Annotated in this window: 11 protein-coding genes and 2 pseudogenes; 8 read left to right on the top strand and 5 right to left on the bottom strand. The window is 42.6% G+C overall.

All coding sequences use genetic code 11. The features are described from left to right. Positions 1 to 4 precede the first annotated feature (4 nt). A complete protein-coding gene (locus FHS16_RS32425; protein ID WP_312890840.1) occupies positions 5 to 346 on the top strand; it encodes a WGxxGxxG family protein in 342 nt (113 codons plus the stop codon). 193 nt (positions 347 to 539) lie between these two features. Here the strand turns inward: FHS16_RS32425 and FHS16_RS10820 are convergent, their stop codons facing one another. Continuing rightward, entirely contained in the window at positions 540 to 1,352 is an 813-nt protein-coding gene (locus FHS16_RS10820; protein WP_183562136.1) for an MBL fold metallo-hydrolase, read from the bottom strand. A 193-nt stretch (positions 1,353 to 1,545) separates the two neighbouring features. On the opposite strand from FHS16_RS10820, the gene FHS16_RS10815 reads away from it, so the two are divergent. Both FHS16_RS10815 and FHS16_RS10810 read left to right on the top strand, forming a co-directional pair. Beyond that, positions 1,546 to 3,075 carry an FAD-dependent oxidoreductase gene (locus FHS16_RS10815; RefSeq protein ID WP_183561828.1) on the top strand — a complete coding sequence of 510 codons (1,530 nt, stop codon included), beginning with the start codon at positions 1,546 to 1,548 and terminating at the stop codon, positions 3,073 to 3,075. Between the two features lie 43 nt (positions 3,076 to 3,118). After that, the gene (locus FHS16_RS10810; protein WP_312890839.1) at positions 3,119 to 4,327 is read left to right on the top strand and encodes an MFS transporter; all 1,209 of its coding nucleotides are present in this window, start codon (positions 3,119 to 3,121) and stop codon (positions 4,325 to 4,327) included. A 76-nt stretch (positions 4,328 to 4,403) separates the two neighbouring features. Here the strand turns inward: FHS16_RS10810 and FHS16_RS31690 are convergent. From FHS16_RS31690 to FHS16_RS10800, 3 genes and pseudogenes are all read right to left on the bottom strand, one after another. After that, a pseudogene (locus tag FHS16_RS31690) lies at positions 4,404 to 4,505 on the bottom strand (excalibur calcium-binding domain-containing protein); the annotation flags it as partial. A gap of 72 nt (positions 4,506 to 4,577) precedes the next feature. Next, a pseudogene (locus FHS16_RS10805) lies at positions 4,578 to 4,994 on the bottom strand (NucA/NucB deoxyribonuclease domain-containing protein); the annotation flags it as partial. Positions 4,995 to 5,477: 483 nt separating this feature from the next. Then, on the bottom strand, positions 5,478 to 5,837 hold the full coding sequence (locus FHS16_RS10800) for a hypothetical protein (protein ID WP_183561824.1): 360 nt from the start codon (positions 5,835 to 5,837) through the stop codon (positions 5,478 to 5,480). A 208-nt stretch (positions 5,838 to 6,045) separates the two neighbouring features. On the opposite strand from FHS16_RS10800, the gene FHS16_RS10795 reads away from it, so the two are divergent. Together FHS16_RS10795 and FHS16_RS10790 are read left to right on the top strand one after the other, a co-directional pair. Then, positions 6,046 to 6,240: a hypothetical protein gene (locus FHS16_RS10795; RefSeq protein ID WP_183561822.1), complete on the top strand. Its 195-nt coding sequence runs from the start codon at positions 6,046 to 6,048 to the stop codon at positions 6,238 to 6,240. 4 nt (positions 6,241 to 6,244) lie between these two features. Further along, positions 6,245 to 6,457, top strand: a complete 213-nt coding sequence (locus FHS16_RS10790) for a hypothetical protein (RefSeq protein ID WP_183561820.1) — start codon at positions 6,245 to 6,247, stop codon at positions 6,455 to 6,457. A 761-nt stretch (positions 6,458 to 7,218) separates the two neighbouring features. Here FHS16_RS10790 and FHS16_RS10785 read toward each other — a convergent pair. Continuing rightward, complete coding sequence (locus FHS16_RS10785) at positions 7,219 to 7,737, bottom strand: DUF3231 family protein (RefSeq protein ID WP_183561818.1); 519 nt, start codon at positions 7,735 to 7,737, stop codon at positions 7,219 to 7,221. Positions 7,738 to 8,305: 568 nt separating this feature from the next. Between FHS16_RS10785 and FHS16_RS10780 the strand changes: the two genes are divergently transcribed. From FHS16_RS10780 to FHS16_RS10770, 3 genes are all read left to right on the top strand, one after another. Next, the gene (locus FHS16_RS10780; protein WP_246431699.1) at positions 8,306 to 9,340 is read left to right on the top strand and encodes an NAD(P)-dependent alcohol dehydrogenase; all 1,035 of its coding nucleotides are present in this window, start codon (positions 8,306 to 8,308) and stop codon (positions 9,338 to 9,340) included. Positions 9,341 to 10,040: 700 nt separating this feature from the next. After that, positions 10,041 to 10,292, top strand: a complete 252-nt coding sequence (locus tag FHS16_RS10775) for a YolD-like family protein (protein ID WP_183561816.1) — start codon at positions 10,041 to 10,043, stop codon at positions 10,290 to 10,292. 459 nt (positions 10,293 to 10,751) lie between these two features. Beyond that, a complete protein-coding gene (locus FHS16_RS10770; protein WP_183561814.1) occupies positions 10,752 to 11,468 on the top strand; it encodes a DUF3800 domain-containing protein in 717 nt (238 codons plus the stop codon). Positions 11,469 to 12,608 lie beyond the last annotated feature (1,140 nt).

Genomic DNA, 12,608 nt, shown 5'->3' with positions numbered 1-12,608 from the left:
GCAAATGAGGAAGTTTTGGACAGTGTTCTGTTTAGTTGCATGTTTAACGTTCGTGCTTGCAGTACCTGCTTTCGCCGATAATGCAAAGTCGGGTACGATGGAGAATTACAACAACAATAACAGAATGGGTAATGCGGTGCCGGACACAGGCTTGCGTTCCGATATCGAGAGAGGTGTGGATAGAACGACTCGCGCGCTCGATATGGACAACCGTACTAACATGAACGCCAACAATTATCGAACCAATGCAGTAGATAACGATAACGACTTTAATTGGAGCTGGCTAGGGTTGCTGGGATTGATTGGACTTGCAGGCTTAAGAAACCGCGGTCGCGAACGCACATAATCAATCTCGCAAATAAAGGAAAACATGGAGCTGTCTGAAAAGTTGATTGGAGATGTCAGCTCCCACGTTTTAACCTAAGTTAGTGTTGAAAAACAACCTTCAACGCCACTTTTATAGTGGTGTTGAAGGTTATTTTGCGTCTGTTATGGAATTGGCCGATGTGGGGTTGCCCTTATGGACAGCCCCCACCTTATTAATGCGATTTCTCCGGTACATACCTTCCATGCTCGGGTACTGCTATTTCTTGAAATTTTGTGGAAAGCAGCTGCAGATTGTCTTTTAGAAGCTCGCCAAACATCGGCTCTCCATGCCCCGTAACCGCTAAATAAGGGTCGAGCGCTGCGAGCCTCTTGACGGATTTCTCGGCTTGCACCCAATCGGTCGTAAAATATTTGGGAGGTCCGCTGATCTCCTGCTCCTGTGTCAAAACTTTGTAAAGCGATTCCTGCTTTACCGTAACAAATGCATCCCCTGCAATTAAGGTGCCGTCTGCTTCTCGGTACAGCGAGATATGTCCCGGCGTATGCCCAGGCGTATGAATATACTGCCAATCCGGCATGCCTGGGACGACGCCATGCTCCGGCAAAGGCTTTACCCGGTCATCTAGATTAATGCCGTCATGAGGAAATAAAGAGGATAGTTCAGCGATAAGGCCTCCATGAACGGAGGGGTCGGCAGGCGGATAGTCAGATTTGCCGGTCAGATATGGAAGCTCCAGTGTATGCGCATAGACAGGAACTCTCCAATGCTCGATCAATTCAATAATGGCGCCAACATGATCGAAATGGCCATGAGTCAAAATAATAGCATGAGGAGGGTTTGCAAACCGATCCTCCGCTGCTTTTATGATTTTTTTGGCGGAACTAGGCATGCCTGCATCCACGAGCACCCATTTTCCTTGCTGGTCATTGGGGTCCCCGATAAAACAAATGTTTACAATTTGGATAGGCAAACAATAAATATCCGGCCGATAAGCAAGTCCTTCACCGCTTGCAAAGCTTGTCATCGGAATAAAGGAATGCTCAAACGTACTCTCCAACGTAAACCGCCTCCATCATTATCAATTCCTTTTTAAAATGTCCAATTGACAAGCGCTTATTCTCGTTGTATCCCTTCTTTTAACCTGACTTGGCGGACTGAGTATGAAAAAATCATATTCGTGCACATTAAGAACATTATTATTGAAGGAGACTAGCATAATGACTTCAAATCAAATCCCCAAATTTCCACAGTCCCTTTGGATGGATTCCACGGAAAAGCTATCCATCTTTCCTGCACTTGATCAAAATATCGAAACGGATATTACGGTTGTAGGCGGAGGCATCTCCGGCATTACAACGGCATATTTGCTCATTCAGGAAGGATTCAAAGTCGTGCTCGTCGAAGCGGGCAAACTGCTTGGCGGCACGACGGCTCATACGACAGCCAAAATAACGGCGCAGCATGATCTTATCTATGATGAGCTTATAGGGCAAGAAGGCTTGGAAAAAGCTCAATTATATTACAGAGCAAATGCCGAAGCGCTGCAATTCATAAAGCGAACGATTGAAAATGCGAACATAAATTGCGGGTTCTCTGCACAGGAAGCATATGTTTACGCAGAATCGGATGCATACATAAAGAAGTTGGAAATGGAAATGTTAGCTTATTCACGGTTAGGTATATCCGGAAAGTATGTTGAGAGCATTCCATTACAAATACCAGCTAAAGCAGCAGTGATCATGCATGAGCAAGCGCAATTTCATCCTTTGCAATATTTATCTTCCCTAGTGGATAAGTTTGCGGAGCAGGGCGGTATTGTGTACGAGAACACGACAGCGGTGGACGTTGAAAAAGGGTCAGAGCCGGAAGTCATAACAAGCCAAGGCTACCGCATCAAATGCAAGCATATCGTGTCTTGTACCCATTTCCCGTTCTATGACGGACTGGGATTTTATTTCGCCAGAATGCATGCAGACCGTTCCTATGTGCTTGGCCTACGTGTAGCGGATCATGTGGCTGAAGGCATGTATCTTAGTGCAGGCGACCCGAAACGCTCGATGCGAAGCGCAGAATCAATAGAGCATGGCAAGCTGCTTTTGCTTGGCGGGCAGAGCCACAAAACCGGGCAAGGAGTATGTACGATTAATCATTATGAGGAATTAAAGCGATATGCCGAGAACAATTTTCAAATCCAAGAAGTCGTATATCGATGGTCGGCACAGGATTTGGCAACAGGAGATCAATTACCGTTTATAGGACGTATCACGGCCGCCTCTCCTAATGTTTACATCGCCACCGGCTATCGAAAATGGGGCATGACGAACGGAACGGCTGCGGCTTTGCTTATTCGAGATTTGATTCTAAATAAAGAAAATGACTACGAAGGTTTATATACCCCCTCACGCTCCAAGTCTGCGGGTACGATCAAAAATCTGATTGTGGATAATTTAGATGTAGCGAAGCATCTGATTGCCGGAAAGCTTGAAATGGTCAATAAGCGCCCAGAGGACCTTGCACTGGATGAGGGCAGCGTGGTGAGGCTGCACGGCAAACGGGCGGGAGCCTACAAGGACAGTGAAGGCAAGCTATATCTTGTAGATACAACGTGCACGCATATGGGCTGCGAAGTGGAGTGGAATAATGGAGACCGAACATGGGATTGCCCCTGCCATGGTTCAAGATTTTCGGTAAGCGGCGACGTGATTGAAGGTCCTGCGGAAGAACCGTTAATTGTGCTGCGAAGCTGATGCTTAAGTGATCGTGCATCGACAATAAGAAGGGAGCGCAATTGTGAAAAAAAGGTGGGATTTAGCAGCCTTAGCATCGATTCCGTTAATTATGACGCTCGCAAACTCCATGTTGATACCGGTGCTTCCTTTATTGCAGAAGAAGCTTCATATCTCTGCCGTTCAGTCAAGCCTTATCATTACTGTGTATGCGGCGATATCGATTGTGTTTATTCCAATTGCAGGTTATTTGTCAGATCGGTACGGCAGGAAAATAATTATAATAATCGGATTGTCGATTGCGGCTTTAGGCGGCTTGATAGCGGGTTTGGCTGCATGGTTGATGGATTCACATGTGTACGCAGTGATATTGGCAGGCAGGTTCATTCAAGGAATAGGGGCAGCTGGCGCTTTCCCTATCGTCATTCCGTTAGTAGGCGATATGTTTGACAAAGAGGAGGAAGTCAGCAGCGGACTTGGGATGATTGAAACCTCCAATACTTTCGGTAAAGTGCTCAGTCCTGTATTAGGAGCAGCGCTTGCGCTCATCGTTTGGTTTTTGCCGCTGGCGATTATACCGATTCTCTCCATCATCGCGATCGTCGCAGTCCTTTTTCTGGTGAAGGTTCCGAATAAAAAGAGGAGCGAAGCGGTTGGGCTAAAAACGTTCTGGAAATCCATCAAAGCAGTCTTTGGTGAGAACGGCCACTGGCTATATGCGATATTTGCTATTGGCTGCATCGGAATGTTGATCATGTTCGGGTTCTTGTACAATTTGTCATCGGTTATCGAGGAAAGCTACCATATTGAAGGGATAATCAAGGGGCTGCTGCTTGCCATTCCTTTAAGCGCAATTTGCCTGGCTTCATTTATAACAGGAAAATATGTCGGTGAAAACAAAAACAAGATGAAATGGTTAATTGTGATCGGAACGGCATTATTGGCGATTATGATGCTCCTTTGCGGATTAATCAACAAGCAGGGTTTATTTTTTCTTGTACTATTCATGTTTGCAAGCGGCGCTGGCATTGGTCTGTTTTTGCCTAGCCTCGATGCCCTAATAACGGAGGGAATCGAGAAGAAGCAGAGAGGGACCATCACCTCGCTTTACAGCAGCGCTAGGTTTATTGGGGTAGCCGCTGGTCCCTTATTAGCTTCCTTGTTGTTAGGAAATAAGGAGATTATGTTTTATCTGTTTACCGGATTAGCGTTGCTATGTACCGGATTGGCGCTGTTTGCGATTAAACCGGACAAAGAGCAGACGAGCTCGTGAATGGTTGGATAGATTGGGCTCAAATACCCCTCGTTCTCTTTGGGAGAGAATGCGAGGGGTATTTAGTTTAACCATTCTATGAACTGCAGGCTACGCCGTCCTTATCGCGATCAAGCTTATAGCTGTAGCCAGGCTCTCCTTCATGCAGAGGCGCGGCGCCAGCCGCTTTGACTGCAGCGCAATTGGCATAAAAGACGGTCTCCTTCTCGTCAGGCTGCTGGGCTTGTTGCTCTGTTGTCTCGCTAGTTAGGAATAGGACGCGTGTTCCGTCCTTTAAATCGGCTAATTGGTTCCCAATCCATGAGCCCGCGCCGCGGTTATCCTTTGGTGAAACATAGGCGATATCTGCACCAGCGCCGCCTTCCTTGCACATGGCCATCGGCCATTCATCCCTGTCGAAGCCTTTTTTGGTCGGAATGCCTTGCAGCGAAGCATCGCGGTTAGCCTCGGCTCCTTCTCTGTCAATGGTGCAAACAGCGGAAGCGCCACCTTTGATTGCCGCTGCGATATGCGCCATCGTCTCGGGGTAGCGGTCGGTCGGCAGTTGGATTGTTTCGTCATAGTCGGCACTGGAGACTGACGTGTCAGATGCAGTAGCAGTAAGAAGATTCCCGCAGCCGGAGAGTATGAATGATAAAAGAAGAAGTGCGGCTAAGATGGCTTTCATGATGTGTCTCCATTTCTAGTTGTTTGTTTCCATCATACACCAGTACTCTGGGCTTCGGAAAGAATAGGAACGGAATTAAGGCTGGCAAAACAAAAAAAGATCCCTGTGACAGGATCTTTTCTGTGCGTGATGAAAGGGAGGCATGCAGTGTAAGTGGATTATGCTAAATCGTGCAGGGACTATTAGTAGCCCTTGCCGTATCCTCCGAAAACACCACAACTACAAGCGATAATGACAAGCAGAATGAAAAGGACCAGGATAGTACCAGTGTTATTGAAAGCACCGCCAACATAACCGGACATGTTCATTGCACCTCCTTCGTGTTGAGTACTCTGTAAGTTATGCACGAATTGATGCCAATGATTGGGTGTTTGTTACTGCGGCGTATAATCCGTGTCATGAGCCTAGAGGAGCTTTTGAAGTAGATTGCTTAACGATCCTAAATGCTGAAGCAGGCGTGCTTTCATTCAATCCAACGCCTTTTTACTGTGCGCGTTCGAAATCTTCCGGTGTCATGTCTTTCCATTCATCCGTACGATAAGCTTTGCCGTTGTACCGTACATAGTAAAGCATGTTCAGATCTTTCATTTCTTGTTTTAAAGCTTTTTTATCAAATGGCCCGAATCCGAAAATATCAATTAAATCCTCTTTCAAAAGATCTATGATCTCATCGGGTATCGCAGCATTGCTGTTATCAATGAGTTCTGCGCCGGTAAACTCCAAGCTCATGATAATCTTGAATCCGGAGCTAACCGAACCTTTAATCAGTAAAGATGAATTGCTTTTTGGATTTGGTTTAATCGTTTCAAAAAATATCGAACATTCAATGCCTTCTGGAATCACTGGAACACCTCATCATCAATTTTAACGGCAGAAAACTAGTTTCACTCCTATTGTACACCTTATTCATTCATTTCTCTCTAATTCGAACCAATTAGGGAGCTTGTCCGAGCATATGGAAGGAATCGATAAAAAAATAAATAAAACACTTGAATCAAGAACGTATGTTTGGTGTATAATAAGAACAAACATTCGCATTGGAGTGATGGCCATGATCGAACAATGTATCGGCCAGACCGTACAAATTATTTATAACGACCGCAAACGCAACATATCCATACGCATCATTCAGGTGCTGTCGGTCCGAAACGGCAAGGTGAGGGCGTTCTGCACATCCGCAAACGGACCGCGCGTATTTAACACGGATAGTATTATTGATGTGGAGTTGGTAAAACAGCATGCTTGACGATGTGACACGTAAAGTTTTAACCGTGCTTTGGAATGTTTATCGGGACGATCCTTCCTTCATCGATGTCGGCTACATCAGCCAGCGGGCGCAGCGAACGGAGCAGCAGGTGAAGGCCGCCATAAATGAGCTGGTCAAAGAGGGCTTTGTCTTCTGGGATCGGAAGGCGAATTTGTTTAAGGTGCTTTATAGCCGGGAGGGATTGAAGCTGCGATGAGACTCTTAGAATAGCCAATGGTTGATGTGTGAGATGCAATCGATTGGCTGTTGGGAAAACTCTACAAGCTGCAATGCGCTGCAGATTTCTCTAACGCAGACTATTCATTTAACGATGAAAAGATTAGTGAATATGAGAGTATGTAAGAGCGCTTGTATTAACAAGCACTCAATAAGCCTAGCAGTGAGGTTTCTTTGTCCAATGTTTTTTACCGATAATAAGAACTTTTTGACCAGGTTTTACAAAAACAACTTTGACATTTTGCTTTTTTGCATAATAGAGTCCCATATCAATCATCTCCTCTTCTTCAAGTTAATCCAGTATATTCATAGATTACTAGATTTGAATGGGTGTATTTGATAGTTCGAAGAAAATAGGTATGTAGCAAGGCTTTTGAAACAAAATGAAAGGTCGTGTACAAAGCTTGCGATTCCAAAATGGTGTATAGCGAGCAGGAAGGAAGTGGCCATTCCTCGTGATCGTGAACGTGAGTTTGAACCGCTTGTATCGGTTAGCCGGAATGGGGAGTCCTAAGTTGCCGCGCAGCGTATCCGACTCATATTGTTCCCGCAGCAAGCCGTGCTGCTGCCACGGCTGACCTCAAACCAATCTATATCACAATGGATGTTACACGTAAATGGACTGATCGTGTACAGAAGTGGGGACTTCATCAGCTTTCCGCATTCTTTCCGGATCGCAGCGGACAGCTTCAACCATAAACAAAGCCCTCGACCTTAGATGATCGAGGGCTTTTTGTATATTTAAGCGTTAACTGTCTCAGGTCTTTTAATTTGCAATGGGGGTGGAATGAGCCAACCTTTTTCTTTGTTCATCTCCAGTATTTTAAGTCCTATTGCTGTTTTTGTAATGTGGTATTTAGCAAATAGAGCACCAATATCTTCTCTAATTGATTGTCCTATAACTTGACTACAAGCAACTAATCCCAATGAAGTATCAGCAGCAATCTTAGCCGCAATTTCAGGATCAGTAAATCGTGCACCAACAGGGATATCTTCAAGTTTAACAGGGGACCTTTCAGGCATTACTGGTGTGGTAGCGATCCCGTTATCAATTAGTATGGTATCTAATTCTTTAATTTCAAGTTTTGCTTGATCAATAAGGGAATCGATAACTTTTTTTAGATCTTTGTCACCGGAGTGGTTTAAGTATGCTTGATAGCACGATACAGAACCTTTAGCCATTGTGGATGCTTGCCATACGCTGAAGATTTCTCCATAATGCATGGGTTCATCTTTTGGATTTCCGCTTAAAATTCCCAATTGAGTATGCTCCTTTTTTGGTTCAATTTAGACTTGTTTAATATGTCCATGAACATGGAAATAATGTACTTCAAATGTTTTACAGTTAGAGGCCTTATAGTGAAAGTCTACCTAATTTAATAAAATCCCCTAATGTATAGGGATTACAATTTAAACATTATGCGCGATCACGAAGATGATTCTTTTCATATTCATTCCCCAATCGTAAGTATTTTTAATGAAGCTTATTTTGTTGTTAAATTTTTTTTATACATTACATTTCGTATTAAGTCCCGTATCATAAATAAATCACTTGGCAACTTCTGAGAGAAATGGCTGAAAAGTTTGCTCTCGTTATGTGGAACTTTGCAAACCTCTAAGAACCGCTGTATGCAGACCTGAATGTACGGTGGTGTGAGAAGACGGTGGTGCCGCCTCCTCTTACTCGATACGGGCAGAATAGTTGGGTGAAACCAAGAATCTTTGCTTGGCGTATTGAGTGGTTACATTACATTTTTTGGGTGGGCGTATATAATTGTGTTATTCGGATCCAATCAACATTTAGTCTTAACAGGATGGAGGATCGACAATGAAGAACGAAACAATGAATAAGGACCATCAAGTGAGCCTAGGAGCAGGTACAATGAAAGCACTGGTCTACGAGAGATATGGAACGCCTGATGTTCTACGCATTGAAGAGGTGGACATTCCAAAGCCTATGGACCATGAAGTGCTAATCGCAGTCCATGCAGCATCTGTAAATTCCTGGGACTGGGATCTCTTGCTCGGAAAACCGTATATAAACCGTCTTGGCGGGCTGCGAAAGCCCCGTTACCGCATCCTAGGTGCGGACATTGCAGGGCGGGTAGTCGCTGTGGGAGCCGCCGTCAAACGTTTTCGACAGGGAGATGAAGTTTTCGGAGACATTTCCGGTTGCGGATGGGGAGGGTTCGCGGAATATGTATGTGCTAACGAAGAAGCACTGACGCAGAAACCTGAAGGTTTGAGTTTCGAGCAAGCGGCAGCCATTCCACGAGCGGGGGTTCTTGCCTTACAAGGATTACGTGTTAAAGGAAAGCTTTTGAAGGGCTATCAGGTTCTGATCAATGGGGCGGGCGGCGGTGTAGGTACATTTGGAATTCAATATGCCAAGTTGCTTGGGGCAGAAGTGACTGGTGTGGATAGAGGCGAGAAATTGGAAGCGCTGCGTTCCGTGGGGGCAGATCATGTCCTTGATTATACAATGGAAGACTTCACCGCAGGTAGTAGTCGATACGATCTGATCCTCGATGTTGTCGGAAACCGTTCTGTTTTTGCGATCAAGCGCGCACTTAAAACAGGAGGCACATATGTCATGGTTGGCGGTCCTATTCATCGTGTCTTTCAGGTACTATTGGCGGCGCCGCTGACCGCTTGGCTTGAAAAGAAAAAAGTTGGAATGCTGCTACATAAGCCGAACCATAATGATCAGTTGGTCTGGAAGTCTTTAATTGAAGCGGGTCATGTCATGCCTGTCATTGATCGGCGCTATTCTTTAAGGGACGCGGCCCAGGCACTTGAGTACTTCGGAGAAGGTCGCGTGATAGGAAAGGTCGTTGTTAGTATGAAACCACAGTTGCATTGAGATAATAGGAGCTTGTTCAGCTAGACTATAATTTAATAACGGCCAAGACGATGCTGCCGACATGACATGTAACGACTCTTCACAACTCAGTGAAGCTGCGGGAAAACGATAGAATAGCATTTACGTTATGATGGAGAACCGAAGCAAGAGGTGGAGCGCAGCAAATTTGGATAGTATTATGAGCGTATTGGGCATTGAGGACATATCTGAGTTAATTGAATACGAAAAAATAACTCCAGTAAGTAATGCTGGGGTTTTATTTTTACCTTGTATCAGAACGTATGTTTGTTTTAAAATGAGAACATACACTCGCGCGGGGGCGTGATCGAAAAGAATATAGGGCGGACAGTGCAGATTATTTATAACGACCGCAATCTCAACATATCAATCCACACTATATACGTCAGAGCTGTCCGTGATAGTCGAGTTAGAACATACTTTACAGCTATTAGTTATTGTTACTCGTATATTTAATATAGCAAATAATGTAGACGTGATGTTGATACAGCAACATGCTTGACGACACTTCTCTAAAAAGTTCTGATGTTTATCAAGCCGTTTCTGTAGCATGGGTGGAATTTATGAAGAAGGTAAACCGGCTAGATCCATGAGTAATAAATGGTGATCAATCAGCCGTATGATGTTGTCGGAATAGGTAGTGGCAACAATCAAATCTAACAAAAAGTTGGAGGGTACAGACATGGCAAAAGCAAAGGGGCCGAAGAGGCCAACGAGAGATGAGTTTGAGATGGAGGAGCTCGGTGAGCGGTTGGTGGAAGCTCAACAGGAGGGATTGTTAGTAAAACTCATTGTTTGGAATTGGGAGCAACCCGTTACCGGTAAAATAACGAATATGGATTCTAGAACCAAATCAGTGCACGTGGAGAATAAAGGAGAGATAACGAAAGTCCACTTTCTCGATATAATGAAAGTTCAATCGCCGGATTTATAATACAGAAGTAAATTATTTTGTTCCTGTATAAATTGTGAGGGGTTTTTCCAACAAAAAATCGGGAGCCCCTTATGGAGCGCCCTTTTCATGGGAGGAGAGAAAGTTATTGTGGCGTATGTCTGAATGTCGAGTTAAATCTAGGTTTATTGATCTCAATCTACCGTATATTAAAGACAAAATAAGCCCTTTTAAGTGGTTTTGGTGGACAATTGGTGGACTGATAATTATTAAATTTTTGAATTATTCTTGTATTCAGGTTCAAAATATGGGTCAGAAATAATGTATTAGTTCATAGACTGTTGGAATTCGTTTTTATATTTGTATTGTTTTAATTCGTTAAGCAGAGTAGAAGTCAGTGATCTGCTAATTCTTATAGAAATGGTTTTTAAATACATACTAGAATATCATCTACTTCTATGGGATAATGTAAAAATTATCCCTTAAGTAGGCGGTGTTTTTTTGTACATTTATTTAGATGATTCAGGTAACATTGACAGTACAGATGGGAAACTTTATGTTTGGGCAGGATTTTCTATACAATCAGGATATAAAAAACTGGGAGAGTCTTTAGATGAGGTTTTTTCCAAATTCCCGAATTCAAAAGATTATCCTGAGAAGAAAGCTTTAGATGCAACTGCTGAAGAAATGGATGAGGTTTTTAATTGCTTGATGACCTTTGGTTCACTTAGGATATGTTATGTAGTAATTGACAAAACAATGGTTACAAGTAATCAAAAAACGTTTAGTCAAGCTAAATCTAAAAGTAAAGAACAAAGCGAAAACTATTTTCTTAGTAAGGTAATAAAAAGATTAGCTTATCCTTACGTAGATTCTACATCTAATACGGCTATAGTAACAATTGACGGTTCTCCACAGCGAAGTGATGAGTCTGCTTTAAGGTTACATGAGTACCTTTCATTAAGGATTAATTTACCTGAATGGAATACAAATTACAGCTGGAACAACTTCAAAATTAGTTACGATAGTTCTCCAAATCACAGATTATTACAAGCAGCGGATTTTATTGCAAATATGATTCTAGAGTATTATAAGTCAGTACATTATGGATCAAAGTATGACCATCGTCAGGTATATAGATACATGAACCATTATTCGATACTTAAACCAAAAATCATTCACAAACTATACCGCTTTCCAAACACAACAGTTTTCTAACTTTTCATTTTTCTTAGGATAGTGTATAATTTATTATGCAACACCATAATTTATTGATGTAGATAAATCCAATTGAGGATAAGTGGAGCACTAAATGCTACTTGCCAATAGGTCTTTCCTCTAGGGTACTACGCTAACAACGTTTTTTAGTACAATTCATTATTTAAAGATAAGACCGGAATGAGATATGTTGAATAGCTTACTATTCGGTGATACGCCTTTAGTTGTAGAATAGCATTTAACTATTCCTCAAAAAAAGTGTATCCATACTCATTGGGCACTTTAAGTAATGGAGATAGAACCCAGTCAGCAACTTGGGTTCTATTTTTTTTTGTAAACAAAATGTTATGCCTTCAGCGTTGGAAGATATTTTATGAATTAATTCTTCATAAGCAGATTGAATAAACTAGTCAAGCAATATACATATCGGTGTAGTTTTACGGGTTATATAGCTGTCTGTTCTGAAATGGTTGACCTATCACAAATTGGAAAACCAAAAAGTATTCATTGCAATTGTATGTTATCAAACACAGTTGCAGATCAGTTATTTTGACTGTTTTAGTACGCTAGATTCTTTTTCCCTTGGCATCATAGCCAAATTTAACAACAGGTAACCAAGAGGAATATCATAGTGTAGTTAGATGTAATGTTTAACTTGTGTGAAAAATGTATAAAAAAAATTCAAAAGCTATCTTATTCAAACGTATTCTCGTAGATTAAAATTAATAAAAAAAACCCGAAAACCCCATATGTAGAAAGGGTTTTGCGGGTTTATGTAAATCATTAAGATGATCTAGTTTGGTCTTAATGGCATCCCGGAAGGGATTACAACTATGGAACTTGAAATGGAAGATCATATATTTATCTTTGATGCATTTTGAATTTGGGCGACAAATGGGCGACAACTTTATCATTGATTGTATAGAAGAATTGAAAATCCCTTTAAATATAAGGCTTTAAACAAAAAATCGGGCGCCCCTTACGGAGCGCCCTTTTCATGGGAGAGGAGAAACCGGACGAAGAGCTTATGGGGAAACGTAAGTCTTCTCCGCGGTTGTCTACGACATCTTGCGACGCCGATAAGGTTATTTTGTCCCTTTATTAGGTAAATATACATGAGGACGCCAAAAAAATAATTCT

Origin of the sequence: Paenibacillus endophyticus (assembly GCF_014192395.1) — a bacterium.
Lineage (GTDB): Bacteria > Bacillota > Bacilli > Paenibacillales > Paenibacillaceae > Pristimantibacillus > Pristimantibacillus endophyticus.
The sequence above is the reverse complement of the archived record's forward strand: the minus strand, read 5'-3'. Positions and strand labels throughout refer to the sequence as shown.

Bases quoted from the DNA above. Each gene is read 5' to 3' on its own strand.
- FHS16_RS32425 (WP_312890840.1), top strand. From the start codon at position 5: ATGAGGAAGTTTTGGACAGTGTTCTGTTTAGTTGCATGTTTAACGTTC.
- FHS16_RS10820 (WP_183562136.1), bottom strand. From the start codon at position 1,352: ATGACAAGCTTTGCAAGCGGTGAAGGACTTGCTTATCGGCCGGATATT.
- FHS16_RS10815 (WP_183561828.1), top strand. From the start codon at position 1,546: ATGACTTCAAATCAAATCCCCAAATTTCCACAGTCCCTTTGGATGGAT.
- FHS16_RS10795 (WP_183561822.1), top strand. From the start codon at position 6,046: ATGATCGAACAATGTATCGGCCAGACCGTACAAATTATTTATAACGAC.
- FHS16_RS10780 (WP_246431699.1), top strand. From the start codon at position 8,306: ATGAAGAACGAAACAATGAATAAGGACCATCAAGTGAGCCTAGGAGCA.
- FHS16_RS10775 (WP_183561816.1), top strand. From the start codon at position 10,041: ATGGCAAAAGCAAAGGGGCCGAAGAGGCCAACGAGAGATGAGTTTGAG.